Source organism: Chromobacterium haemolyticum DSM 19808 (assembly GCF_000711885.1).
GTDB lineage: Bacteria > Pseudomonadota > Gammaproteobacteria > Burkholderiales > Chromobacteriaceae > Chromobacterium > Chromobacterium haemolyticum.
Window position 1 is genome coordinate 1 of record NZ_JONK01000004.1, and the last position, 25517, is coordinate 25517.

Consider the following 25517-nt stretch of genomic DNA (forward strand, 5'->3'; position numbering starts at 1 on the left):
CAGTAAGGCACCACCAGGCAAGTGCCGCCGAACAGCAGCGGTCCCCAGATCTCCCACACCGAGAAATCGAAGGCGTAGGAATGGAACAGCGACCAGACATCATCGGGACCGAAGGCGAAACGCTCGGCGGTGGCGGCGATCAATCGGACCACATTGTGGTGGCTGACCACGCAGCCCTTGGGGGTGCCGGTGGAGCCGGAGGTATAGATGACGTAAGCGGCCTGCTGCGGATGCAGACGACGCGGCGGCGGCGTGGCGTCGCCGGAGGAGACGGCCACATCCAGCCAGCGCAGGGCGAGGCCGGTAGGCAGGGCTTCGGCGGACTCGGCATCGCCGACGACGACATGGATGGCGCTGTCGTGGACGAGGAACTCGAGGCGCTCGGCGGGATAGCCGGGGTCCAGCGGGACATAGGCGGCGCCGGTCTTGAGGATGGCGAGCATGGCGACGAGGAGATCGGGCTGGCGTTGGCAGCAGAGTCCGACGCGCTGTTCCGGTAGCACGCCGAGCTGGAGCAATTGCCGGGCCAATTGATTGGCGCGGGCGTCGAGTTCTTGGTAGCGCAGGGCGGAGGCTTCACCCTGAACGGCGACGCGCTCGGGGAAGGCCTGGGCGGCGTGCTCGAACCAGCTGCACAGATCGGGATGGGGCGGGGCGATGGGCGCGGGCGGCTCGGCGAGGCGCGGGGCCTTGGCCAGCGTTTGCTCCGGATCGCGCAGCAGGCTGTGCAGCAAGGGCTCCACGCCGTCGATGAAGGCGGCGGCATCCAGTTCGGCGAAGCTGGCCAGGTTGTAGTCGAGGTCCACTTTCACCGGCTGGCGCGAGTCCGCCTCGCGCACGAAGACCTTCAGCGGATAGTGCTGCGACAAGGCGCGCATCGCGGTCATATTGCTGACGGTGCCGTCGAACATGGCGTCGTAATCGTGCTTCTCGTACGACAGGCTGATTTCGTAGGGCAGCCTGTCCCGGCCGAGGCCTTCGGTTTCGCCTATCGGATAGCGGTGATGGCGGAAATCGGCTCTTAGTTCGCGCTGGATCAGGCTGAGCAGTTCCGCGAAGCTCCAGTGCGGTTGGAGCTTCAAGCGCAGCGGGCACAGGCTGGCGAACAGTCCCGGGGTGTTCTTGGCCAAGGCATTGCGGCGGTTGAGGATGGGCAGGGCCAACAGCAGATCGTCGGCGCCGAACTCGCGCAGCGCATGGGTGTAGATCAGGCCGATGAAAAAGTGGAAGACGGTGGCCTGGTGCGCGGCGGCCAGTTCGCCGATGCGCCTGTAGGTTTCCGCCGACAGTTGGAAGCTGCGCTGCCCGCAGCTCAGTTGTCCGCCGGCGTCGGCGAACAGCCGGGTTTGGTAGCCGGCGAGTTTGTTTTGCCAGTATTCCCGGTCCTTCGCGTAATGGCGCGATTCGTAGTAGCCGTCTTCCTCCTCCACCAATTCGGCCGGCGTCATCATCGGCGTCGGCGCCGGCAGCAAGCCCTGGCGCAGGTGATTGTAGTAACGGCACTTCTCGCCGTAGAGCTGGGCGATGGCCCAGCCGTCGAAGGCGATGTGGTGGAAGCGGCCGTACAGGATGAAATCCTCTTCCCCGTGACGCAGCAAGGTGTAGGCGGCCAACGGGGTTTGGCCGTCGAACGCGAAGGCTTGGGCGAAGTCGCGCTCGGTCCATTCCCGGGCAGCGCGTTCCGGCTCCGGCTCGCCGCGGGTGTCGATTACCGTCAATGGGCGGGGATGACGCGAGCACAGCACCTGGCGCGGCTGGCCGTCGGCATCGTCAATGGCGATGCGTAACGCCGGCGTGTGCTCCATCAGGGCGGCGAGCGCGGCTTGCAGGGTTTCGATATCGAGTGCGCCCTGAATTTTGATGAAACCGCCGATATTGAATAGTTCGGGTGCGGAGAATAACGATTGATGAAAATAAATTTCCAGCTGCCGGCGTGTAAGCGGGAAGGTTTTCATTTGAGTTATTCCAATCTTATTTAGAAAGTATTATGCCGAAATATGCTTCTGTACGGCCTTGTGTGTGTCGCGTAAATCTACACTGGAGTGAATTAAATTAGTGAAGCAATTTAACTGGTAAATAAGTCAGGTTTTTAATGGTTGCGTTACATGATAGCGTCATTCTATTAAGATAATGGGATAGCTGAATCAGCGATCCGCATTATAAATTTTCAAATATTCCTGCTGAATACGGTTTAAATAATTCATGTTTAATCCGTATTGTTTTTATTTTTACTTTTGCATTTGCGAGGAGTTTTGGAATGAGTTCGAATGATGCGGAAAAACCTTTGGCGGCCAGCCGTCGGGACTTTTTGACCGGAGGCTTGAAACTGGCTTCCGCGGGGGCCTTGGCGGGGTGGTTGCCGGCCGAGCGGATCATGGCGGCGAGGCTGACTTGCAGCCAGCCCAATAATTTCCCTGCGGAAATTCCCTTATACAAGCAAAGCTTCAAAAACTGGGCCGGCGACATCAAGGTGGACGATGTCTGGACCTGCGCGCCGCGCTCCGCGGACGAGGTGGTGAAGGTGGCCAACTGGGCCAAGGACAACGGCTATAAGGTGCGGGCGCGCGGCATGATGCATAACTGGTCGCCGTTGACGCTGGCCGCCGGCGTGAGTTGCCCGGCGGTGGTGTTGTTGGACACCACGCGATATTTGACCGCGATGTCCATCGACGCCTCGGGGCCAGTGGCCAAGGTCACGGCCCAGGCCGGCATCACTATGGAAGCGTTGCTTACCGGCCTGGAAAAGGCCGGCCTGGGCGTGACCGCCGCGCCGGCGCCGGGGGACCTGACCCTGGGCGGCGTGCTGGCCATCAACGGCCACGGCACCGCGATTCCGGCCAAGGGCGAACGCCGTCTGGCCGGCGCCAGTTACGGCTCAATCAGCAATCTGGTGCTCAGCCTCACCGCCGTGGTGTACGACAAGGCCAGCGGGGCTTACGCGCTGCGCAAGTTTGTTCGCAATGATCCGCAAATCGCGCCTCTGCTGGCGCATGTGGGCCGCTCGCTGATTGTGGAGGCCACTTTGCAGGCGGCGCCCAACCAGCGTTTGCGTTGTCAAAGCTGGTTCAACATCCCCTATGGCGAAATGTTCGCCGCGGCGGGCAGCGGCGGACGCACCTTCGCCAGCTATCTGGACAGTGCGGGTCGGGTGGAAGCGATCTGGTTCCCGTTCACCAGCAATCCCTGGCTCAAGGTGTGGACGGTGACGCCGAACAAGCCGCTGTTCTCCCGCCAGACCGACAAGCCGTTCAACTACCCCTTCTCCGACAACCTGCCCGACGAAGTGACCGATCTGGCCAACAAGATTCTGTCGCTGGGAGATGGCAAGCTGACGCCGGCCTTCGGCAAGGCGCAGTTCGCCGCGGCCAGCGCCGGCCTGGTGGCCACGGCCAGCTGGGACTTGTGGGGCTGGTCCAAAAACCTGCTGCTCTACGTCAAGCCCACCACCTTGCGCGTCACCGCCAACGGTTACGCGGTATTGACCCGTCGCGAGAACGTGCAGCGCGTGCTCAATGAATTCGTCACCTTCTATCAGGCGCGGGTGCAGGCTTATCAGCAGCTGGGCCGCTACCCGATGAACGGGCCGGTGGAAATCCGCGTGACCGGGCTGGACGATCCGAGCGAGGCGGCGCTGAGCGGCGGCGTGGCGCCGGCGCTGTCCGCCATTCGCCCGCGCCCGGATCATCCTGAATGGAATGTCGCCGTGTGGCTGGACATTCTGACGCTGCCGGGCACGCCGTACGCCAACCAGTTCTATCGCGAGATAGAGCAGTGGATAGAGGCCAATTTCAACGGTTCTTACGCGGCGGTGCGTCCGGAGTGGTCCAAGGGCTGGGGCTATACCGATCAGGCGGCGTGGGCGGATTCCGCCATGCTGCAGACGACCATCCCCAACGCCTTCCGCGCCGGGCAGCCGGCGGCGGCCAACTGGGATGCGGCCAAGGCGGCGCTGGCCGCTTACGATCCGTACCGTCTGTTCTCCTCGCCCTTGCTGGACAGCCTGGGTCTCTGAGAACGTGTTTACGATCTCGCGAGCTAAGGCGAGACAAGGCGAATACGGCTGAGAAAGTGGAGTGTACGCGTGCTGCATGAGCGTTTCGAAGCGGTGCTCGCCGTGGGACGTATCACGACGCGCAGCAGATCGTAAACAAGTTCTGAAGCTTGAAGAGAGCGGAGACGGCGCGCCTTCCTGGCGCGTCGTTTTTTTGCGCGCTCGCTTACGCCGGGCGGCGAAGGCTACACTATAAGCGTTCCCACCGCGCCGGATTCGCGCCATTCCGCCCAGCCATGCCATCCTGTTACGCCCAAGTCGACTGCAATTCCTTTTACGCTTCCTGCGAGCGGGTGTTCAGCCCTGGTCTGGCCGGCTTGCCCATTGTCGTGTTGTCCAACAACGACGGCTGCATCGTGTCGCGCTCGGCCGAGGCCAAGGCTTTGGGCGTGCCCATGGGCGCGCCTTACTTCCTGCACAAGGCGCGGCTGGAGCAGTTGGGCGTGGCGGTGTTTTCCTCCAACTACGCCTTGTACGGCGATTTGTCCGGCCGCGCGATGCGGCTGCTGGCCGGCTTCGCGCGCGCGCAGGAGGTGTATTCGATAGATGAATGCTTTCTGGACATCGGCGGCGAGCCGGAGCCGGAACGGCTGGCGCAAGAGATGCGCTATGCCATGCTGCGTGGCCTGGGCCTGCCTGTGTGCGTCGGCATCGGCCCCAGCAAGACCTTGGCCAAGCTGGCCAACCACCTGGCCAAGCAAAACCCGGCCTGCGACGGGGTGATGAATCTGCAAGCGCTGGACGCGGCGGAGCTGCGGAGCTTGCTGGCCGCCGTGCCGGTGGAGGATATCTGGGGCGTGGGACGCAAGCTTTCGGTCAAGCTGCGGCTGGAGCGCATAAACCACGCCGCGGCGCTGGCGGCTGCGGACCGGGATTGGCTGATCCGCCGTTTCGGCGTCACTGTGGCGCGCATCGCCGACGAACTGGACGGCCTGTCCTGCCTGAGCCTGGAGGAGGCGCTGCCGCCGAGGCAGTCCTTGATGTCCACGCGCTCCTTCGGCCACAAGGTGACGCAGCTGGAGGAGGCGCGCGAGGCGGTGTCGATGCACGCGGCGCAAGTGGCGGAGCGTTTGCGGCGACAAGGCTCTCTGGCCTCCTTCCTGCAAGTGAGCCTGCAACGCGGCGTGTACCAGCAGGGCACGGTGCAGCGAGACGGCGAGGTGGTGCCCTTGCTGCCGGCCAGCGCCGACAGCCGGGTGTTGGTGGCCGCGGCCAGCCGAGCGCTTGAACGCTTGTGGCGGCCTGGAGCCAGCTACCAGAAGTGCGGGGTGATGGCCTGGCAATTGGTGGACGCGGAGCGGGCGCAGCCGGACCTGTTCGCCAGCGGGCCGGATCCTGAGAAAGGGAAACGCTTGATGGCGGCGCTGGACGCGATCAACCAGCGCATGGGCCGTGGGACGGTCAAGTTGTTGGCGGAAGGCTTGGAACAGCCTTGGAAGATGAAGCAGGACATGTTGTCGCCGGCCTATACCACGCGCTGGGAAGATATTCCGGTGGCGAAGGCGAAATAGCGGCGGCGGAAAGCGGATTGCGCCCCGGCTCTTGGAGTAAAATGCCGCTCTTGATTTGCAACTTCGCGGGGCCAGGGCGGTGGCTATAGTGCAATCAAGCCGCCGCGCGCCGCACTTGAAAGCGAGACATTGAACCCTCTGTTTGCCCAGCCTTGCGCCATTGTCGACTTGGAAACCACCGGCGGCCACATCAGCCGCGACCGCATTACCGAGGTGGGCGTCATCCTGATCGATGGAGACCGGGTGGAGCGCTTCAGCTCTCTGATCAACCCCGGCCAGCCCATCCCTCCCTTTATCGAGAACATGACCGGCATTTCCAACGCCATGGTGGCGGAGGCGCCGAAGTTCTCCGACTTGGCCGAGCGTTTGCTGTCGATGTTGTCCGGCCGTCTGTTTCTGGCGCATAACGCGCGTTTCGATTACAGCTTTTTGAAAAACGAGTTTCGCCGCGTCGGGCTGCGCTTCCAGAGCCAGTCGCTGTGCACGGTGAAGCTGTCGCGCCGCCTGTACCCGCAGTTTTTCAAGCATAGCCTGGACAGCCTGATAGAGCGCCACGACATTCGCCTGCCGGAACGCCACCGGGCGCTGGCGGACGCGGAAGCGGTGCGCCGTTTTCTGGACATCGCCCATCTTGAACTGGGCGCGGAGGCGATGGGCGCGGCGATGGCGGCGGTGCTGGCCGCGCCGCCGGAGCTGGCCGGCTTGCCGGCGGCCTTGCAGGATCAATTGGAACTGCTGCCGGACGTGCCGGGGGTGTACACGCTGTACGACGAGGACGACAAGCCTTTGTACGTGGGCCGCGGCGGCAATCTGCGCAACCGGGTGCTGGCGCATTTCGTTGCGGTCAAAGGCGGAGGCAAGAGCCGCGAGGTGCATATCGGCGAGCCGATAGGCAGGGTGGAATGGCAGGAGACCTTGGGCGATTTCGGCGGGCATTTGCTGGAGTTGCAGCGCATCCACGCTTTGGCGCCGAGGCATAACCATCGCGGCAAGCTCAGCCCTGAGCTGTGTTCCATCCAACTGGTGACGGAGGACGGCTTCATTCGTCCCAAGGTGGTGTACGCGCGCGAACTGGATTTCAGCCGCACCGCGGATTTGTACGGCTTGTTCCGCCATGCGCGCGAGGCGCGCAAGATCCTGGCGGAAATCGCGCTGGGCAATGCGCTGTGCCAGTCGGTGTTGGGAGTGGAAGCGGTGACCAGCCGCAAAGGCGCGCCGTGCGCGGCCTTGAAGCTGGGCCGTTGCCGCGGCGCCTGTGTCGGCCGCGAGCCGGCGGAGGTGCACGATATCCGGTTGCTGGGTGCCTTGGCCAAGCTGAAAGTGAAGGCCTGGCCGTTCGCCGGTGCCATCGCGGTGGTGGAAACCGACGAAGTGACCGGCGAGCGCGCCGAGCATGTGTTCGACCGCTGGTGCTATCTGGGGTCGCGTCAGGGCGAGGGCGGCCCGCTGGAGGGCGCGCCGTCTTTCGATCTGGACAGCTACAAGCTGCTGGAGGGCTGGCTGCGCAAGCCAGTGGAGGGGACGGCGCTGCGCGAGCTGTGAACAGGCTTTTAAAGCCAGTTCTTCAGCAGCAGCGCCCCCAGCAGGACGGCGATCAGCGCCAGCAGCCAGTTCTGGCGCTTTTGTTCCCGCATCAGCTGGATATAGCCGCTGATCAGCAGCTCGCTGTTGGCGGAGGACAGCGCGTCATTCAGCTTGCGCGGCAGCGTGGGCAGGGTGGTGGCCCATTGAGGCGCTTCGTGCTTCAGCGTGCGCAGCAGGCCGCGCCAGCCTATCTGCTCGTTCATCCACTTGGTCAGGAAGGGCTTGGCGGTGTCCCACAGGTCCAGATTGGGGTCCAACTGGCGGCCCAGGCCTTCGATATTGAGGAGGGTTTTTTGCAGCAGCACCAGTTGGGGCTGGATCTCCACATTGAAGCGGCGGCTGGTTTCGAACAGACGCAGCAGCACCATGCCGAAGGAGATTTCCGACAGCGGTTTTTCGAAGATGGGTTCGCACACGGTGCGCACCGCCGCTTCCAGTTCTTCGGCGCGGGTGTCTTTCGGCACCCAGCCGGATTCGATGTGAGCGGTGGCGACGCGGTGGTAGTCGCGGTTGAAGAAGGCGAGGAAGTTGACCGCCAGGTAGTGCTTGTCGGTGTCGGTCAGGGTGCCGACGATGCCGAAGTCCAGCGCGATGTAGCGGCCGTCGGCGGCGACGAAGATATTGCCCGGGTGCATGTCCGCGTGGAAAAAGCCGTGGCGGAACACCTGGGTGAAAAAGATTTCCACGCCGAAGCGGCTGAGCTTGGACAGGTCCACGCCGGCTTCGCGCAGCCGGTCCACCTGGCCCACCGGGATGCCGTGCATCCATTCCAGCGTCAGCACGTCGCGGCTGGTGTAGTCGTAGAACACCTCGGGCACGATCAGCATGTCCGAGTTCTTGAAGTTGCGGCGCAGCTGCGAGGCGTTGGCGGCCTCGTGCATCATGTCCAGTTCGTCGTGCAGGTATTTGTCGAACTCGGCCACCACTTCGCGCGGCTTCAAGCGCTTGCCGTCGGTGAACAGCTTCTCCACCCAGCCGGCCAGCGTGGCCATCAGCGCCAGGTCTTGCTCTATCACAGGCTGGATGCCGGGGCGCAGCACCTTGACCGCCACTTCGCGGCCGCGGCTGCCGTCGGGCTGGCGCAACCAGGCCTTGTGCACCTGGGCCACCGAGGCGCTGGCCACCGGGGTGTTGTCGAAGTCGACGTAGAGTTCGTCCACTTTGCGGCCCAGGCTGCGTTCTATCATCTCGCGCGCTTGCAAGCCGTCGTAAGGCGGCACCTGGTCTTGCAGCCGCGCCAGTTCGTCGGCGTAGTCCGGGGGCAGCAAATCACGGCGGGTGGACAGCACTTGGCCGAATTTGACGAAGATGGGCCCCAGGCTTTCCAGCGCCAGCCTCACCCGCTGCGGCAGCGGCGCGCTGGCGTCGCGGCGCCGCGGCAGCAGGGCGAACAGCTTGTGGATGAAGCCGAGTTTGGAATGGCCTTCCAGAAAGTCGTCCAGGCCAAAGCGATAGCAAGTGCCAACAATTTTGATGAAGCGCGAAATCCGCATGTGCCGTCAGGCCTTTGTCTGTTCTTGTTGCAGCGCGGCCTGCAGCCGCGCCAGGCGTTTTTCCAGGCGGCCGGCGTCGTCGCGCAAGGTGTCCACCGCGGCGACGAAGCCTTGCACCTGCCGGCGGCCGGCCAGGACCGGCGCTTCCTCGCGCAGATGCTCCACCCAGTTGGCGGCCAAACGCCAGGCCACCTGGCCCTTGAAGCCGAGCAGGCCGCGCGCCAGGGTTTCCGCGCGTTGCGCGGCGGCGTCGCCCACCAGCCGGGACAGGTCCTCGGCGGCGTTCCACTGCAAGCGGCCCAATAGGCGGCCAAGGGCGGCGGCCAGTTCGGCGTCGCCTTCCAGCTGGATGTCGTTCAGCGCCGGGTCCCGTCCGGCCACCGCCGCCAGCGCGACGGCGTGCTTGAGCCGCACCGTGGCTTCCGGCTCGCCCTCGCAGGCGGCCAGCCAGCCGTCGTCGGTGATCACGCCGGCCACATGAAAGGGCGGCAGCGCCACGGCGACGCGTCGGCCGGCGTGCGCGGCCAGTTCCGCTCGCACCGCCGGGTGCTGGTTCAACAAGTGGTTGAATGCCGCAATCTGGATGCCCATGCGTTGTCTCCGCCGTGATTGGAAGGTGAAGGAGTCTAGTCTGATCAAGGCCGCATTGCCGAAGCGCCGCCGATGATAAACCGGAAGATTCTGTTTACGATCTCGCGAGCTAGAGCGATACAAGGCGAAAACGGCTGAGAAAGCGGAATGTACATAAGGTACATGAGCATTTTGAAACCGTTTTCAACGCCGTATCGCCGACGCGCAGCAGACTATGAACAGCTTCTTAGAACTTGTAGCCCTTGTGCAGGGCTACCACGCCGCCGCTCATATTGTGGTAGTCCACCTTGCCGAAGCCGGCGTCCAGCATCATCTGCTTCAGCGTCTCCTGATCTGGATGCATGCGGATGGATTCCGCCAGGTACTGATAGCTGTCGGGATCGTTCGCCACCAGCTTGCCCATGACCGGCAGCGCCTTGAAGGAGTAGAAGTCGTAGAACGGCGACAGCGGTTTCCATACTTTGGAGAACTCCAGCACCATCAGTTTGCCGCCCGGCTTCAGCACCCGGCACATTTCCTTCAGCGCCGCATCCTTATGCGTCATATTGCGCAGGCCGAAAGCTACCGACACCGCGTCGAAGTAATTCTCGGGGAAGGGCAGTTTCTCCGCGTCGGCCAGCGAGACCGGCAGTATCAGACCTTCGTCCAGCAGCCGGTCGCGGCCCACGGTCAGCATGGAGCTGTTGATGTCGGTCAGCCACACTTCGCCGCTCTTGCCCACGCGCTTGGCCCAGCCTCGGGACAGGTCGCCGGTGCCGCCGGCGATGTCCAGCACCTTGTCGCCGGCCTTGACGCCGGAAGTGGTCAGGGTGAAGTGTTTCCACACCCGGTGCAGTCCGCCCGACATCAGGTCGTTCATCACATCGTATTTCTTGGCCACCGAGTGGAACACATCGGCCACCTTGGCGGCTTTTTCGCTTTCGGCTACGGTCTTGAAGCCGAAGTGGGTCGTCTTGTCCATGGTCACTCCCTGCTCGCGCCTGCGGCGGCGAGGCGATTGAGATAATCCTGCCAGTACTGGTCGCGCTTGGCGCCCAGCTCGTATAGATAGCTCCAGCTGTACAGCCCGCTGTCGTGGCCGTCGTCGAAGGTGATCTTCAGCGCGTAATGGCCCACCGGCTCCAGCGCGGTGACGGCGACATGGCGCTTGCCGGTTTGCAACACTTCCTGGCCGGCGCCGTGGCCGCGCACTTCCGCCGATGGCGAGTAGACGCGCAGGTATTCGCAAGGCAGTTCGAAGCGGGCGCCGTCGTCGAAGCTGATTTCCAGCACGCGCGATACCGCGTGCAGTTGGATGTCCTGCGGCGAGGGCGCGTCGGGGGTGAGTCCGGACATGATCTGATCCTCTAAAGGCGGCTGATCAAGCCGCGCATCAGTCTTTTCGTTCCAGCAGCATGGCGTCGCCATAGCTGAAGAAACGGTATTCCTGCTCCACCGCGTGCTGGTAGGCGGCGCGGATCTCCTCGTAGCCGGCGAAGGCCGAGACCAACATCAGCAGCGTGGACTTGGGCAGGTGGAAATTGGTCAGCAGGCGGTCCACCACCCGGAAGCGATAGCCCGGAGTGATGAAGATGTCGGTTTCGCCGCGGCCTGCGGTCAGTTCGCCGCCGCGGGCCGCGGATTCCAACGCGCGCATGCTGGTGGTGCCCACCGACAGCACTTTGCGGCCCGCGGCGTGGGCTTCCGCTATCAGCGCGCGAGTGGTTTCCGGCACTTCGTAGATCTCGCTGTGCATCTTATGTTCGGCGATATTGTCCACCCGCACCGGCTGGAAGGTGCCGGCGCCGACGTGCAGGGTGACGTAGGCCAGCCGCACGCCTTTGGCGCGCAGCTGATCCAGCATGTCTTCGGTGAAATGCAGGCCTGCGGTGGGCGCCGCCACCGCGCCGCGTTCGCGGGCGTAGACGGTTTGGTAGCGCTCGTCATCCTCGTGACCGGCGCCGCGCTCTATATAAGGGGGCAGCGGCAGCTTGCCGGAGGTTTCCAGGATGTCGAATAGATTGTCCTCGGCCAGGAAGCGCAGCTTGAACAGTTCGCCGTGGCGCTCTACCATTTCCGCCTCCCAGCGATCGGCGAAGATCAGCCTGGTGCCGGGCTTGGGCGATTTGGAGGAGCGGATGTGGGCCAGCGCGGTGTGCGCGTCCAGCACGCGTTCAATCAGCGCCTCGATCTTGCCGCCGCTGGCTTTTTCGCCGAACAGCCGCGCCTTGATCACGCGGGTGTCGTTGAAGACCATCACGTCGCCGGGGCTGACCTGATCAATGAAATCGGTGAAGCGCAGATTGGCGCGCTCATGGCCGGCCACGCGCAGCAAGCGGCTGGCGCCGCGCTCCGCCGGGGGGTGCTGGGCGATCAAGCGCTCGGGCAGGTGGTAGTCGAAGTCGGAAAGCTGCATAAGACGTAAAAGATTCAGAATCGGCAAATTATACCCGTGCCGCCGTCCTCCGGCATCAGCTTAGTGAGCGAGGTGGCGGGATTTGCGCTGAATCAACATCGATTTTCGGCAAGGCGGTAAAAACTTGCCACGTGGAAAAACGCCCGTGGATACTAGTGCTTTGACTCGAAGAATGGCCGTGCCTGGTGTCCAAACAACTGTTTTAAATGATGCAAAAGCTAGACATCTTGCAGCGAATTGCGGCAAACTCGCGCCCAAGATGATAAACAGGAGCAGGCTTTGACCGGAAAAATCCTCGTGTTGCATGGCCCCAACCTCAATCTGCTGGGACAGCGGGAGCCGCAGCACTACGGCCGGGAAACGCTTGACGATATCAACCAGCGGCTGGAACAGCAGGCTAGCGCCGCAGGGTTTGAATTGTCGGCATTGCAGAGCAATGCGGAACATGTGTTGATTGACCGCGTGCAGCAGTGCCTGCATGACGGTACTGCCTTCATTCTGGTCAATCCGGCCGCTTTCACCCATACCAGCGTCGCCTTGCGCGATGCGCTGGCGGCGGTGCGAGTGCCGTTTATCGAAGTCCACCTTTCCAACGTTCATGCGCGCGAACCGTTCCGCCAACATTCGTATTTCTCCGACCTCGCGGTCGGCGTGATCTGCGGACTCGGCGCCCACGGCTATGAACTGGCGCTTGCGCACGCCATCCGGCACCTTGCCGCGCAAGCCTGACTCACTCTACCGAATATCCCACTCGAAGGATTATCAATGGATCTCCGTAAACTCAAGAAGCTGATCGATCTCGTCGAGGAATCCGGCATCGCCGAACTCGAAGTGACCGAGGGGGAAGAAAAAGTCCGCATCACCCGCGTATCCGCCGCGCCGCAGATGGCTTACGCTCAGCCGATGACCGCACTGCAAGTGCCCAACGCGCAAAGCGCAGCCGTTGCCGCTCCGGTTGCCGAGGCCGCCGCGCCGGCCAGCAACGACAAGAACGCAATGAAATCGCCTATGGTGGGTACGTTCTATCGTTCGCCCAGTCCGGGCGCCAAGAGCTTCATCGAGGTGGGGCAGAACGTCAACGCCGGCGATACCCTGTGCATCATCGAAGCGATGAAGCTGATGAACGAGATCGAAGCCGACCGTTCCGGCGTGGTCAAGGCCATTCTGGTTGAAGACGGCCAGCCGGTGGAATTCGGCGAGCCGTTGTTCATCATCGAGTAAGCCAGACGACAGGCTGACGGCAAGGGGGCACGGCGCAGCGTCTGTGCCCTTGTCGTTTGCCACGACAGCATTGGCGGCCCCGCCGGCGACGACGCCGGCGGGGCCGCCAGCGGAGAATTCCATGTTTGAAAAAATTCTGATTGCCAACCGGGGCGAGATTGCCCTGCGTATCCAGCGCGCCTGCCGCGAAATGGGCATCAAGACCGTGGTGGTGCATTCCGAGGCCGACCGCGAAGCCAAGTACGTGAAGCTGGCCGACGAGTCGGTTTGCATCGGCCCGGCGCCTAGCGGCAAGAGTTACCTGAACGTGCCGGCCCTGATCGCCGCCGCCGAAGTGACCGACTCCCAGGCCATCCATCCGGGTTACGGTTTTCTGTCGGAAAACGCCGACTTCGCCGAGCGCGTCGAGCAGTCCGGCTTCGTGTTCATCGGCCCGCGTCCGGACACCATCCGCCAGATGGGCGACAAGGTGTCCGCCAAGAACGCGATGATAGAGGCCGGCGTGCCCTGCGTGCCGGGCTCCGACGGCGCCTTGCCGGAAGATCCGGCCGAAATCGTCAAGATCGCCAAGAAAATCGGTTTCCCGGTGATCATCAAGGCCGCCGGCGGCGGCGGCGGTCGCGGCATGCGCGTGGTGCATACCGAAGGCGCGCTGATCAATTCGGTGCAGATGACCCGCGCCGAAGCCGGCGCGGCTTTCGGCAACCCCACCGTCTACATGGAAAAATTCCTGGAAGAGCCGCGCCATATCGAAATCCAGATTCTGGCGGACGAATACGGCAACGCCATCTATCTGGGCGAGCGCGACTGCTCGATGCAGCGCCGCCACCAGAAGATCATCGAGGAAGCGCCGGCGCCGGGCATCACCGACAAGCAGCGCCAGAAGATAGGCGAAGCCTGCGCCGAAGCCTGCCGACGCATCGGCTACCGCGGCGCCGGCACGTTCGAATTCCTGTTCGAGCGAGGCGAGTTCTACTTCATCGAGATGAATACCCGCGTGCAGGTTGAGCACCCGGTGACCGAGATGATTACCGGCATCGACATCGTGCAAGAGCAGATCCGCATCGCCGCCGGCGAGAAACTGCGCTACAAACAGAAAGACGTGGTGTTGCGCGGCCATGCGATGGAGTGCCGGATCAACGCGGAGGACCCGTTCACCTTCGTGCCGTCCCCGGGCAAGATCGAAAGCTACCATCCGGCCGGCGGCCCGGGCATTCGCATCGATTCGCATATTTACCAGGGCTACACCGTGCCTTCGCATTACGATTCCATGGTGGGCAAGCTGATCGCCTTCGGCGATACCCGCGACCAGGCGATGGCGCGGATGCGGGTAGCGCTGTCGGAAATCTCCATTTCCGGCATCAAGACCAACATTCCGCTGCATCAGGAACTGTTCATGGACGCGGCCTTCCAACGCGGCGGCACGTGCATTCACTATCTGGAGCAGCGTTTGTCGCAGCAGAAAAAAGGGGGCGCGTAATGGCCTGGCTGCAAGCCACCATTGACGCCGAGTCAACCGTTGCCGAGCGTCTGGCCGACGCGTTGATGGACGCCGGCGCGCTGTCCACCGCGATCGAGGACGCTTTTGCCGGCACCGAGCGCGAAGAGCCCATTTTCGGCGAGCCCGGCGAGCCGGTGGACAAGCTGTGGAGCCGCAGCCGCATCATCACCTTGTTTGATGAAGCGGCCGACGTGGCCCTGCTGATCGCCGCCGCCGCCAACGCCTGCGGCCTGAGCCTGCCCAGCTACAACGTGGAGCGGGTGGAAGAGCAGGATTGGGTGCGTCTGACCCAGTCGCAGTTTGATCCGATCCGGATTTCGGACCGGCTGTGGATCACGCCGACCTGGCACGAACCGCCGGCGCCGAACGCCGTCAACCTGCAATTGGACCCGGGCCTGGCTTTCGGCACCGGCAGCCATCCCACCACGCGCTTGTGTCTGCAGTGGCTGGACGCGCATCTGCAAGGCGGAGAAAGCGTGCTGGACTATGGTTGCGGCTCGGGCATCCTCGCCATCGCCGCGCTGAAGTTGGGCGCGGTCTCGGCCTTGGGCGTGGATATCGACCCGCAGGCGGTGCGGGCCAGCCAGGACAACGCCGAGCAGAACCAGGTCAAGGCGGATTTCCGCCTGCCGGACCAGAACCCGGAAGCGGTCTACGACGTGGTACTGGCCAATATTCTGGCCAATCCGCTGCGCATGTTGGGCCAGTTGCTGGCGAGCCACGTCAAAACCGGTGGTAGAATCGTGCTTTCAGGCATTCTCGCCGAACAAGCCGAAGAATTGTCGGCCATCTACGAACAATGGTTCCAGATGGACGCTCCGGTGTTCGACGAAGGATGGACCAGACTGACAGGAACCCGACGTCCCACGGTATGACATATACGACACAGTGCCCCAATTGCCAGACACGCTTCAAGGTCAATGATGCCCAATTAGCGGCCGCCAATGGCTTGGTGCGCTGCGGGCGCTGTTCGCATGTGTTCAACGCCACCGAGCACTTCGTCGCGGCGGAAGCGCCGCCGGCGGAGCCTCCGCGCGCCGTGGCGCCACAGCCGGCCGTTCCGCAGCCGGCTGCCCAGCCTCGCGAGGCGCTGGACGATTTCGAGCTGGAAGTGCCGGATTTCGATCCGGGCGCCAGCACTGCTGAAGCCCCGCCGGACGAATTGCTGATGCCCCCGCCGATGGCGGAGGAGACCCCGGCCGCCCGCGCCGACGTCGAGGAGTTCCAGCGCGCTTTGGCGGAGGCGATGCAGAATCGCCATGTCAGCGCGCCGCTGGGCAACCCGTTTGACGCCGAGCCGCCTGCCGCCGCGGAGCCCGCGCCGGAAGTGTTCGGCAACCGTCGTCGCCCCGCGCCGGAACCGGAAGCGGAAGCCGCGCCGGCAGCGATTGCTGAGCCCAAGTTTGAAGAGCCCCCCGCCAGACCGATGCAGGAAGCGCGCGTCGAGCCGCTGTCTAGCCACCGTGAAGACGAGCCGGACGAGTCGCCGCGTCGACGCCATCCGGCGCTAACCTTCCTGGCCGTCCTCGCCTCGGTGATAGGCGTGCTGGTGTTGGCCGGCCAATTGGTGTATTTCAACCGCACCCGGATCGCGGCGGAAGTGCCGGAGCTGCGTCCGACGCTGGAAAGCCTGTGCGGCGCCGTAGGCTGCGCGGTGCCTTGGCCCACCGACATCGCCCGCGTGCGCACCGAGTGGTCGGAATTGGCCTTCGTCCCGGATTTCCCCAATCTGATCCAGTTATCCGCCACGCTGAAGAACCACGCCACTTACTCCCAGGCCTATCCGATGCTGGAAGTGACCTTGAAGGATTCGGACGACCAAGTGCTGATCCGCAAAGTGTTCGCGCCCAAGGAGTATTTGAAGCCCGACGATTTCAAGCTGGGGCATTTCAACGCCAACAGCGAGGTCAAGGTGACCATGCGCTTGGATGCGGGCAAGGTGCATGCGATGGGGTATAGCTTGTATTGGTTCTACCCTTGAACCATTGATCATCGTTTCCAATACGACAAACAGGCCGGCATTTGCCGGCCTGTTTGCTTTTCCCCGCTCAGAGCCTGTTCAAAGTCTCGCGAGCAAGGGTGAGACAAGGCGAAAACGAGCGAAAAAGCCGAATGTACACGTGGTACATGAGCATTTTGAGCTTGTATTCACCGTGCAACGCTCCACGAAGCGCAGCAGACTTTGAACTGGTTCTTAGAACAACCTTATTGCCTCGCGGTGCGGGTATTCCCCACCGGCATCTCGCCGCAATTGCTCCGGAAGGGGTTGATGTCCAGTCCGCCGCGGCGGGTGTAGCGTGCGTAGACGGTGAGCCGGCTGGGCGCGCAGGCGCGCAGCAGATCGGTGAAGATGCGTTCCACGCATTGCTCGTGGAATTCATTGTGCTGGCGGAAGCCTATCAGGTAGCGCAGCAGCGCCTCGCGGTCCAGCCGTGGGCCGGTGTAGCGGATCTGCACGCTGCCCCAGTCCGGTTGGCCGGTGACCAGGCAGTTGGATTTCAGCAGATGGCTGCACAGGGTTTCGCTGACGACATCGTCGGCGTCGGCGCGCAGGATCTGCGGGCAGGGCGCGTAGTTATCCACCTCGATGTCCAGATCGTCGATGCAGTCGCCGGCCAGTTCGGCGATGGTTTCGCCGCCAAACTCTTGCGGCAGCATGATGTCGACGCCTATCGCCTTGCCGGCGGCGGCGGATAGGTCGTCGGCCAGCTGGCGGCGCAGCGCGTCCAGGCCGGCCATCCGGGTCTGGTTGTAGCTGTTCAGATAAAGCTTGAACGATTTGGATTCTATCAGGTTGGGGCTGTCGGCGGGGATGCGGAAGGTGGCGATGCCCACCTGCGGCTTGCCGCGCGCATTGAGCCAGGACAGCTCGAAACCGGTCCAGATGTCCACGCCGGCAAATGGCAGCGCGGCGGCGTCCACGCCGATTTCGTCGCGCTTGACTTGGCGGGGGATCGGAAACAGCAGGCCGGGGGCGTAATGGTCCTGGTAGCTGACGGTTTTGCCCAGAGGCGATTGCTCCGGGGACATGGCTTGAGTGTTCATGGCTTGAATTATATCGGTTTTCAAAGCGGCATCGCCGCGGCGTCGCTGAGCGTGAGCCGCTTTTTAAAGCAGGCCCTTGCGCCACAGCGCCATCACATCCATGGTCAGCGCCACGCTGCAATGCAAGGCGATGCCCAGCCAGATGGAGCGATAGCGATAGCTGAGCGCGCCCAGCGCGACGCCGGCGACAATGGCGGCCAGGCTTTCCAGCAGCGGTTTTTCAAAATGGATCATGCAGTAGGGCAGCACCATCACGAAGACGGCGCTGACGCCCAGCCTGGGCTTGAGCCCATGCACCATATAGCCGCGAAAGAAGAATTCCAGCGCGGCGAACTGGGCGAAGTACAACAGCTCCCACAGCAGCCAGTGCGGCCACAGGCTTTCGCCTGCGCTAAGCCGGAAAAAAGGGTAGATCTTCAAAAAGCCCGGCTGTCCCGATGCCCACCACACCAGGGGCAGCATCACCGCGTAGAACAGCGGAAACAGCTTCAGGTCGGTTTTCAAGGCGGCGCGGTCCGGCCAGGCCAGGCCGAAGTCGGCCAGCGGGCGGCGGTCCAGCAGGCGGATGGCCAGCAGCGGCAGCAGGCAGTAGCTGGCGATGCTGGCCAGCGCCCAATAGGCGGCGCGGTAGAGATCGGTGTCCGGGTTGTGCACCACCTGCTGGCGGAAGGACAGGCCCAGCGCCGGCCACGATTGCTGCAGCCAGTTCAGCATCCAGTAGCGGTTGGCGGGGTAGTAGAGCAGGGTCAGGCACAGGCAACTGACCAGCAGCACGCCCGCGGCCTGGCGGTCGGCCGGCGTCAGGGAGGGCGTGCGCGGCAGGCTGCTCATGTTTAGCGTTCGCGGCGCATGAAGTCGCGCGGGCGGAAGCCGAGCGCGAACAGCGCGGCGAAATAGACGACCGCGCCGGCCGTCACCAGCAGGCTGAGCCAGGCCACGCGCTGCCAGGCTGGGCCGTGCCAGTGGACGGGCAGCAGCCATTGCAGCGCCAGCAAGGCGGCGGCCATGGCGGCGATGGCCACGGCCATTTTGCCGAGGAAGCCGCCCCAGCCGGCGGAGGGCTGGTAGATGCCGCGTTTGAGCAGCGCGCGCAGCAGCAGGCCGGCGTTGAGGCAGGAGGCGAGACCGATGGACAGCGCCAGGCCGGCGTGCTTGAGCGGGAACACGAAGGCCAGGTTCATCACTTGGGTCAGGCACAGGGTGATCAGGGCGATGCGCACCGGGGTTTTGATGTCCTGGCGCGCGTAGAAGCCAGGCGCCAGCACTTTGACCAGAATCAGGCCGAGCAGGCCGAAGGAGTAGGCGATCACCGCCTGCTGCGACATGAGCGCGTCGTGGGCGGTGAATTTGCCGTAGGTGAACAGCGTGGCCAGCAGCGGGCCGGACAACAGGCCCAGGCCCACAGTGGCCGGCACCGCCAGCAGCAACGACAGGCGGATGCCCCAGTCCAAGAGCACGCTGAACTCGCCGTCGGAGCGGGTGGCCGCGTGTTTGGATAGAGAGGGCAGCAGGATGGTGCCCAGCGCCACGCCCAGCACGCCGGAGGGGAACTCCATCAGCCGGTCCGCGTAATACATCCAGGACACGCTGCCGGTGGGCAGAAAGGAGGCGAAGGTGGAGTTGATCAGCAGCGAGATCTGCGCGACCGACACGCCGAAAATGGCCGGCCCCATCTGTTTGATCACGCGCCAGACCGCCGGGTCGCGGAAGGCGAACACCGGGCGCGCCAGCATGCCTATCTGTTTTAGGAAGGGCAGCTGCCACACCAGTTGCACCAGGCCGCCGACAAACACCGCCCAGGCCAGCGCCATGATGGGCGGATCAAAGTGGCTGCTGAAGAACAGCGCGAACACGATGAAGCTGAGGTTGAGAAAGGTGGGCGTGAAGGCCGGAATCGAGAACTTGCCCCAGCTGTTGAGCACGCTGCCGGTCATGGACGACAGCGAAATGAAGAAAATATAAGGGAAGGACACGCGCAGGATGTCGGCGAACAGAGCCGCTTTGGCCGGCTCGCGGTAAAAGCCGGGCGCGGATATCCACATGATCAGAGGCGCGGCCAGCATGCCGACGGCGGTGACCAGCAGCAGCACCGAACCCAGCACGCCGGTGATTTTGGCGACGAATTCGCGGGTTTCCTCTTCGCTGCGCTGGTTCTTGTATTCGCCCAGAATGGGCACGAAAGCTTGCGAAAACGCGCCTTCGGCGAACAGGCGGCGCAGCATGTTGGGAATCTTGAAGGCGGCGTTGAAGGCGTCGGCGGCCATGCCGGCCCCGAAAACGCGAGCGATGATGGTGTCGCGGACCAGGCCCAGGATGCGGGACACCATGGTCATGCTGCTGACAGCAGCCAGAGCCTTGAGCAGATTCATGTTGCGGGTGGTTTATCTAGCGTTGAGCAGGCCCGCTAGTGTACGCCGCCAGGTTTATTGTTGCAAAACCTGAGTTTAGGGCTTAGAATCGCGGGTTTCAGATTCCGCTCATCAGGAGAAAGATTCATGGCTAACAGCGCACAAGCTCGCAAGCGTGCACGCACAGCCCTTAAGCAGCGCGCGCACAACGCCAGCCTGCGTACTGCATTCCGTACTGCAGTTAAGAAAGTGCTCAAGGCAGTTGAAGCCGGCGATAAAGCCGCTGCCAAGGTAGTGTTCCACACTTCCGAAAAAGTGATTGACCGCATTGCTGACAAGGGCGTGTTCCACAAGAACAAGGCCGCTCGTCACAAGAGCCGTCTGTCGGCTCAGATCAAGGCCATGGCCTGATCACAGCCCAGAGCTGAAGAATACGCAAAGGCTCCGCATCGCGGAGCCTTTTGTGTGTCTGGCGCATTGATTTCCCTGGGGGAGGCATGGCTATGTCTGGATGGACGGCATGTGCGCTGGCTTTGTGCGCGGCGCAGACCTTGGCGGCGGAGCTGCCGCAGCAACTGGCCGAGTGCGGCCGCCTGGCGGACGCCAAGCTGCGTTTGGCCTGCTATGACGGACTAGCTGCCGGCCAGCCCGCGGCGGCGGCCTTGCCTTCCCCCGCCGTTCCGTCTCAGGAGCGGCAGGTTTCGGCCGGCGGCGTTCCGCCGGATGCGGCGCCGGCGCCCAGCCGGTTGGCCGAGGCATGGGATCTGGACGGCCGCTCCCGTGGAGACACATTCGGTTTCCGCTTGTACCGCCCCAATTACTATCTGCCGGTCTGGCAGATGGCCAGGCCCAACAACGAGCCGCAATCGCCAACCCGTTCGCCCAGTCAGACGCCGGGCGGGCATCTGGACAAGACCGAGGCCAAGTTCCAGCTGTCGTTCAAGACCAAGGTGTGGGAAGACATGTTCGATACCCCACTGAACCTGTGGTTCGCCTACACCCAGCAATCGCATTGGCAAATCTACAACCAGGCGCATTCCGCGCCGTTCCGCGGCACCGACTACGAACCGGAGTTGATCCTGACCTTCCCGTTGCCGTCCGCCTGGGCCTGGGGCGACACCCGGCTGCGCATGGGCGGCCTGGGTTTGTTGCATCAATCCAACGGCCGAGCCAATCCCTTGTCGCGCAGCTGGAACCGGGTGTACGCGATGGCGGCGCTGGACAACGGTCCGTTTACCTTGCAAGGACGCTGGTGGGCGCGGCTGCCGGAATCCGGCGACAAGGACGACAACCCGGATATCGTGAAATACATGGGGCACGGCGATCTGCAGGCGATCTACCAATATCGCGGCCAGACTTTCAGCGCCTTGTGGCGGCCTAATTTCGACAGCGGCAAGCACGGCCTGCAATTGGACTGGAGTTTCCCGGTGAAGGGCAAGTTGAGGGGGTATGTGCAGGCTTTCGACGGTTACGGCGAAAGCCTGATCGACTACAACGTGCGCACTCGCGCGCTGGGCATTGGCCTGACGATGAGCGATTGGTTGGAGTGAGCCTCGCGAGCTGTCCGGGGCTGGAGTCCGCTGCGCGGCTGCTGGAAAGAATGTGAGCGGCCCGCCCATGGGCGGGCCCTGCGCTTATTGCAGCAGCGCGGCCGCTTGGCGCGCCATCTCGCCCTCCTCGTCGGTGGGCAGCACATAGGCGGCGCGCGCGCTGGCGGCGGTGGTCAGCCGCCTGGCCTGGGCCAGGTTGGCCGCCTGGTCGGCTTCAAAGCCCAGCCAGGCCAGCTGTTGCAGCACTCGGCCGCGCACCTCCGGCGAGTGCTCGCCCACGCCGGCGGTGAATATCAGCGCATCCAGGCCCTTCATCGCCGCGGCCAGGCTGGCCACCTCGCGCGCCACCCGATAGCAGAACAGCTCTATGGCTTCGCGCGCCGCCGGCAAATCGCTGGCCAGCAGTTCGCGCATATCGGACGAGAGACCGGAGACCCCTAGCAGGCCGGAGTTCTTATACAGCTCGCGCCGCACATCGGCCACGCTCATGCCGGCCTGTTCCTGCCAGTAGAGAATGACTTCAGGGTCGATGTAGCCGGGACGGCTGCCCATCATCAGTCCGTCCACCGCGGAGAAGCCCATGCTGGAGGCCATGCTGCGGCCGGCGTCCAGCGCGCAGGCGCTGGCGCCGCTGCCCAGGTGGCAGACCACCACCTTGGCGCGGTCCAGGCCCAGTTCCGGCAGCCGCCGCGCGATGGCGGCGTAGGACAGGCCGTGGAAGCCGTAGCGGCGAACGCCGTCGTCGTGCCAGTGGCGGGCGATGCCGAAGCGGGTGGCCACTTCCGGCTGCTGAGCGTGGAAGGCGGTGTCGAAGCAGGCGAACTGCGGCAAACGGGCGTCGTACTCCTCGAAGGCGGCGATCACGGACAGACTGACCGGCTGATGCAGCGGCGCCAGCGCCACATAGTCCTCCAGCTGAGCGCGAATGTCGGCGTCCAGCCGCAGCGCGGCGGTGAAGCGGCCGCCGCCGTGCACCACCCTGTGCACCACGGCCAGCGGCTCCAGCTGCTGATCGGCCAGGCTGTTGATCACCGCGGCGATGGCGCTGCCGCGGCTGCCGTCGTCCAGCGCGTGGCGGCTCAGCGTCTGGCCCTTGCCGTCCAGCAATTGCAGTTCCGGCTTGGTCTGGCCAAAGCGGTCCACCATGCCGCGCGCCAGCAACTGGCGTCCATCCGAGGTGAAGGCGCGGAATTTAAGCGTGGAGGAACCGGCGTTAACGGCGAGCAGTACCCGGCTCATGAGCGGGGCCCGCTTTGCCGGCGTTTGTGCGCCAGCAGGTTGGCCACCGCGGCGGAGGCGAGGCGGCCGGTGGCGTCGTCGGCGCGGCTGGTCAGCACGATGGGCGCGCGCGCGCCCATCACGATGCCGGCGGAAGCCGCGGCGGCGAGATAGGTCAGCTGCTTGCCCAGCATATTGCCGGCTTCCAGGTCCGGCACCAGCAGGATGTCCGGGTCGCCGGCCACCGGTGAGACGATGCCTTTGCTGTCGGCGGCTTCGCGCGAGATGGCGTTGTCGAAGGCCAGCGGGCCATCGAGGATGGCGCCGGTGATCTGGCCGCGATCCGCCATCTTGCACAGCGCGGCGGCGTCCAGTGTGGAGCGCATCGCCGGATTGATGGTTTCCACCGCCGCCAGGATGGCCACCTTGGGCTGGGAAATGCCCAGCGCCTGGGTCAGGTCGATGGCGTTCTGACAGATGTCGCGCTTGGTCAGCAGGTCGGGCTCGATATTGATCGCGGCGTCGGTGATGAACAGATAACGCGGATAGGTTTCCACCTTCATGATCCAAACGTGGCTGATGCGGCGGTCGGTACGGATGCCGGTGCCGCGCGCCAGCGCTTCGCCCATGAATTCGTCGGTGTGCAGGCTGCCCTTCATCAGAATGTCGGCGTAGCCTTCGCGCACCAGGGTCACCGCCTGTTCGGCGGCGGCATGGCTGTGCGGCACGTCGACCAGCTCAAAGCGCTTCAGGTCCACTTCCAGTTCGTCGGCCAACTTGGCCAGCCTGGCGGCGGGGGCGACCAGAATGGGAGTGGCGATGCCGTGGTCGGCTGCCTCCACCGCGCCCAGCAGCGCTTCGCGGCTGCAGGGGTGGGCCACGGCCATCGGCAGCGGGCCCAGGCCAACGGCCTGTTGGAGGATGTCGGAAAAAGCATGTTCGTCGCGAGTCATGGCGTGCTCCCTCAGGCCTTGATGTGATGGCCGCCATCGACATAGATGGTTTGACCGGTCAGGCCGCGGGCGGCTTCGGAGATGAGGAAGGCGCAGGTGGTGCCCACGTCTTCGATTTCCACCAGGCGGTTCTGCGGCGCTCGCGCGATGGCGTCCTCGATCAATTGATCGAAATGGGCGATGCCGGAGGCGGCGCGAGTGCGCAGCGGGCCGGGAGACACCGCGTGCACGCGGATGTTCTTGGCGCCCAGTTCGCTGGCCAGGTAGCGCGATACACTTTCCAGCGCCGCCTTGACCGGGCCCATGATGTTGTAGTTCTCCACCACCTTGTCCGCGCCGTAATAGCTCATGGTGATCAGGCTGCCGCCCTGAATCATCAAAGGCTCTGCCAAGCGGGCCATTTCGATGAAGGAATAGCAGGACACGCGCATCGCCTGCTGGAAACCGGCGAGCGAGCAGTCGGTGACGCGGCCGTGCAGGTCGTCCATGGGGCAGAAGGCGATGGAGTGAATGACAAAATCCAGTTTGCCCCATTGCTGGCGGATCGCCTCGAACACCGCTTCCATCTGCCCGGGCTGCTCCACGTCCAGCGGCAGCACCAGCGGCGAGCCCAGTTGGTCGGCCAGCGGACGCACGTATTTTTCCGCTTTCTGGTTCAGGTAGGTAACGGCGAACTCCGCGCCAAGGTCGCGTAATACGCTGGCGCAGCCGTAGGCGATGCTGTTCTCATTGGCGATGCCGACGATCAGGCCTTTCTTGCCGGCAAGAATGTTGCGAATGCTTTCCATCTGACCCTCTTGGTAAACCATGTGACCTCCGGGATTTGTAGGGTTGCAGGGCAGTATTGCGGGCTAATGAAGCAAAGGGATTTTTGTATTGACGATTCAGTCGGATATAATCGACGATTTGGCGGGAACGAAGGCTTGATCTCGAGGCACTTCGTCCGCATCTGTCCGACTAGGCATGCCGAGCGGAAGTTCTCGCTCGGATAGTGCAGTGCAGCATGAGTTCGGTTTATTATGCCATCATGATTACTGGTGGGGAAGCAAAGCTATGCCAATCTACGAATACCGTTGCGGCGCCTGCGGCGTCGCCAAAGAGCACCTGCAAAAACTCAGCGACGAGCCGATCGCTCAATGCCCTGCCTGCGGCAGCGCCGAGTATCGCAAGCAGCTGTCCGCGGCCGGCTTCCAGTTGAAAGGTTCCGGCTGGTACGCCACGGACTTCAAGGGCGGCTCATCCTCCGCATCCTCCGACAGCGCGTCTTCGGACAGCGGCGGCGGGCATAGTTGCGGCACTGGCTGTGGGTGCGCGTAAACCCCAATGACGCCGCAAATCAAAATGACGCTAAAGGGCTATCTGGTCACCGGCTTGCTGGTGTGGTTGCCCCTGGCCGTGACGCTGTGGGTGTTGAACCTGATCGTCACTTCGCTGGACCAGACGCTGAACCTGCTGCCGCAGGAATGGCAGCCGGAGGCCTTGCTCGGCTTCCATCTGCCGGGCCTGGGCGTGGTGCTGTCGGTGATGATTCTGTTGGGCACCGGCATGTTGGCCGCCAATGTGCTGGGCCAGCGCGTGCTGGATATGTGGGACGCGCTGCTGTCCCGCATTCCGGTGGTGAAGAGCATTTACAACAGCGTCAAGCAAGTCAGCGACACCTTGCTGTCCGATTCCGGCCAGGCCTTCAAAAAGGCGCTGCTGGTCCAGTTTCCTCATTCCGGCATGTGGACGGTGGCGTTTCAAACCGGCCCGCTGCCTGATGTCGTGTCCGAATCCTTGTCCGACGACGAGTTCATCGGGGTCTATGTGCCCACCATCCCCAACCCGACCTCGGGTTATTTCGTGATGGTGGCCAAGAAGGACACCCGCAACTTGAACATGAGCGTGGACGAAGCGTTGAAATACGCGATCTCCATGGGCATGGTGGCGCCGAATCCGCCGCCGGCCGCCCAGCGTCCGCGCCTGAACGACGAACATAATCGGCAGGGCTAGACCGACACCCTGTCTAGCCCTTAACGCCTTTCTTTCCCCCGGGCGGGGAAGCCTCAACGAATTT

General features: G+C 63.6%; 24 protein-coding genes. 12 read left to right on the forward strand and 12 right to left on the reverse strand.

The window, feature by feature from the left end:
- Nucleotides 1-1955: AMP-binding protein (locus tag BR71_RS02045; protein WP_043632081.1), on the reverse strand; the 1955-nt coding region annotated here is incomplete at its 3' end.
- A gap of 302 nt (nt 1956-2257) precedes the next feature.
- Here BR71_RS02045 and BR71_RS02050 point away from each other — a divergent pair.
- The 3 genes from BR71_RS02050 (at nt 2258) to BR71_RS02060 (ending at nt 7104) form a co-directional block, all read left to right on the forward strand.
- The gene (locus tag BR71_RS02050) at nt 2258-4012 is read left to right on the forward strand and encodes a cholesterol oxidase substrate-binding domain-containing protein (protein WP_052370271.1); all 1755 of its coding nucleotides are present in this window, start codon (nt 2258-2260) and stop codon (nt 4010-4012) included.
- Nucleotides 4013-4287: 275 nt separating this feature from the next.
- Complete coding sequence (locus BR71_RS02055) at nt 4288-5562, forward strand: Y-family DNA polymerase (RefSeq protein ID WP_043632087.1); 1275 nt, start codon at nt 4288-4290, stop codon at nt 5560-5562.
- Between the two features lie 129 nt (nt 5563-5691).
- The gene (locus BR71_RS02060) at nt 5692-7104 is read left to right on the forward strand and encodes a 3'-5' exonuclease family protein (protein WP_231138241.1); all 1413 of its coding nucleotides are present in this window, start codon (nt 5692-5694) and stop codon (nt 7102-7104) included.
- 8 nt (nt 7105-7112) lie between these two features.
- Here the strand turns inward: BR71_RS02060 and ubiB are convergent, their stop codons facing one another.
- The 5 genes from ubiB to queA all read right to left on the reverse strand — a co-directional run bounded on the left by ubiB (nt 7113) and on the right by queA (nt 11625).
- Entirely contained in the window at nt 7113-8639 is a 1527-nt protein-coding gene (ubiB, locus tag BR71_RS02065) for a ubiquinone biosynthesis regulatory protein kinase UbiB (protein WP_043632092.1), read from the reverse strand.
- 6 nt (nt 8640-8645) lie between these two features.
- Nucleotides 8646-9230: a ubiquinone biosynthesis accessory factor UbiJ gene (locus BR71_RS02070; protein ID WP_043632097.1), complete on the reverse strand. Its 585-nt coding sequence runs from the start codon at nt 9228-9230 to the stop codon at nt 8646-8648.
- Nucleotides 9231-9456: 226 nt separating this feature from the next.
- Entirely contained in the window at nt 9457-10191 is a 735-nt protein-coding gene (gene ubiE / locus BR71_RS02075; RefSeq protein ID WP_043592865.1) for a bifunctional demethylmenaquinone methyltransferase/2-methoxy-6-polyprenyl-1,4-benzoquinol methylase UbiE, read from the reverse strand.
- Between the two features lie 2 nt (nt 10192-10193).
- The gene (locus tag BR71_RS02080; protein ID WP_043592862.1) at nt 10194-10565 is read right to left on the reverse strand and encodes a gamma-butyrobetaine hydroxylase family protein; all 372 of its coding nucleotides are present in this window, start codon (nt 10563-10565) and stop codon (nt 10194-10196) included.
- A gap of 37 nt (nt 10566-10602) precedes the next feature.
- Entirely contained in the window at nt 10603-11625 is a 1023-nt protein-coding gene (queA, locus tag BR71_RS02085; protein WP_043632100.1) for a tRNA preQ1(34) S-adenosylmethionine ribosyltransferase-isomerase QueA, read from the reverse strand.
- A gap of 279 nt (nt 11626-11904) precedes the next feature.
- Between queA and aroQ the strand changes: the two genes are divergently transcribed.
- The 5 genes from aroQ to BR71_RS02110 all read left to right on the forward strand — a co-directional run bounded on the left by aroQ (nt 11905) and on the right by BR71_RS02110 (nt 16328).
- Nucleotides 11905-12354 (forward strand): type II 3-dehydroquinate dehydratase, encoded by a 450-nt coding sequence (gene aroQ, locus BR71_RS02090; RefSeq protein WP_043592887.1) that lies wholly within the window; start codon nt 11905-11907, stop codon nt 12352-12354.
- A gap of 36 nt (nt 12355-12390) precedes the next feature.
- Nucleotides 12391-12846 carry an acetyl-CoA carboxylase biotin carboxyl carrier protein gene (accB, locus tag BR71_RS02095; RefSeq protein WP_043592859.1) on the forward strand — a complete coding sequence of 152 codons (456 nt, stop codon included), beginning with the start codon at nt 12391-12393 and terminating at the stop codon, nt 12844-12846.
- 121 nt (nt 12847-12967) lie between these two features.
- Nucleotides 12968-14326 carry an acetyl-CoA carboxylase biotin carboxylase subunit gene (accC, locus tag BR71_RS02100; RefSeq protein WP_043632103.1) on the forward strand — a complete coding sequence of 453 codons (1359 nt, stop codon included), beginning with the start codon at nt 12968-12970 and terminating at the stop codon, nt 14324-14326.
- The gene (gene prmA / locus BR71_RS02105; protein ID WP_043592855.1) at nt 14326-15222 is read left to right on the forward strand and encodes a 50S ribosomal protein L11 methyltransferase; all 897 of its coding nucleotides are present in this window, start codon (nt 14326-14328) and stop codon (nt 15220-15222) included. The genes accC and prmA overlap by 1 nt, the downstream gene beginning before the upstream one ends.
- The gene (locus tag BR71_RS02110) at nt 15219-16328 is read left to right on the forward strand and encodes a DUF3426 domain-containing protein (protein WP_043632106.1); all 1110 of its coding nucleotides are present in this window, start codon (nt 15219-15221) and stop codon (nt 16326-16328) included. The genes prmA and BR71_RS02110 overlap by 4 nt, the downstream gene beginning before the upstream one ends.
- A 224-nt stretch (nt 16329-16552) precedes the next feature.
- Here the strand turns inward: BR71_RS02110 and queF are convergent, their stop codons facing one another.
- From queF to murJ, 3 genes are all read right to left on the reverse strand, one after another.
- The gene (gene queF / locus BR71_RS02115) at nt 16553-17392 is read right to left on the reverse strand and encodes an NADPH-dependent 7-cyano-7-deazaguanine reductase QueF (protein ID WP_043632109.1); all 840 of its coding nucleotides are present in this window, start codon (nt 17390-17392) and stop codon (nt 16553-16555) included.
- Between the two features lie 63 nt (nt 17393-17455).
- Complete coding sequence (locus tag BR71_RS22665; RefSeq protein ID WP_052370272.1) at nt 17456-18223, reverse strand: CPBP family intramembrane glutamic endopeptidase; 768 nt, start codon at nt 18221-18223, stop codon at nt 17456-17458.
- 2 nt (nt 18224-18225) lie between these two features.
- Nucleotides 18226-19761: a murein biosynthesis integral membrane protein MurJ gene (murJ, locus tag BR71_RS02125; RefSeq protein ID WP_043632113.1), complete on the reverse strand. Its 1536-nt coding sequence runs from the start codon at nt 19759-19761 to the stop codon at nt 18226-18228.
- 126 nt (nt 19762-19887) lie between these two features.
- On the opposite strand from murJ, the gene rpsT reads away from it, so the two are divergent.
- A complete protein-coding gene (rpsT, locus tag BR71_RS02130) occupies nt 19888-20151 on the forward strand; it encodes a 30S ribosomal protein S20 (protein WP_039756090.1) in 264 nt (87 codons plus the stop codon).
- An 86-nt stretch (nt 20152-20237) separates the two neighbouring features.
- Entirely contained in the window at nt 20238-21290 is a 1053-nt protein-coding gene (locus BR71_RS02135) for a phospholipase A (protein ID WP_043632116.1), read from the forward strand.
- Nucleotides 21291-21374: 84 nt separating this feature from the next.
- Here the strand turns inward: BR71_RS02135 and BR71_RS02140 are convergent, their stop codons facing one another.
- Genes BR71_RS02140 through fabI form a run of 3 tightly spaced genes read right to left on the reverse strand, consistent with a single transcriptional unit; the run spans nt 21375 to nt 24249 of the window.
- Nucleotides 21375-22529: an acetate/propionate family kinase gene (locus BR71_RS02140; protein WP_043632121.1), complete on the reverse strand. Its 1155-nt coding sequence runs from the start codon at nt 22527-22529 to the stop codon at nt 21375-21377.
- The gene (locus tag BR71_RS02145; protein ID WP_043632128.1) at nt 22526-23461 is read right to left on the reverse strand and encodes a phosphate acetyltransferase; all 936 of its coding nucleotides are present in this window, start codon (nt 23459-23461) and stop codon (nt 22526-22528) included. The genes BR71_RS02140 and BR71_RS02145 overlap by 4 nt, the downstream gene beginning before the upstream one ends.
- 11 nt (nt 23462-23472) lie before the next feature.
- Nucleotides 23473-24249, reverse strand: a complete 777-nt coding sequence (gene fabI, locus BR71_RS02150; protein ID WP_043632752.1) for an enoyl-ACP reductase FabI — start codon at nt 24247-24249, stop codon at nt 23473-23475.
- A gap of 265 nt (nt 24250-24514) precedes the next feature.
- On the opposite strand from fabI, the gene BR71_RS02155 reads away from it, so the two are divergent.
- Together BR71_RS02155 and BR71_RS02160 are read left to right on the forward strand one after the other, a co-directional pair.
- A complete protein-coding gene (locus BR71_RS02155; protein ID WP_019103356.1) occupies nt 24515-24778 on the forward strand; it encodes an FmdB family zinc ribbon protein in 264 nt (87 codons plus the stop codon).
- A 6-nt stretch (nt 24779-24784) separates the two neighbouring features.
- Nucleotides 24785-25453: a DUF502 domain-containing protein gene (locus tag BR71_RS02160; RefSeq protein WP_043632133.1), complete on the forward strand. Its 669-nt coding sequence runs from the start codon at nt 24785-24787 to the stop codon at nt 25451-25453.
- The last annotated feature ends 64 nt before the right edge of the window (nt 25454-25517 follow it).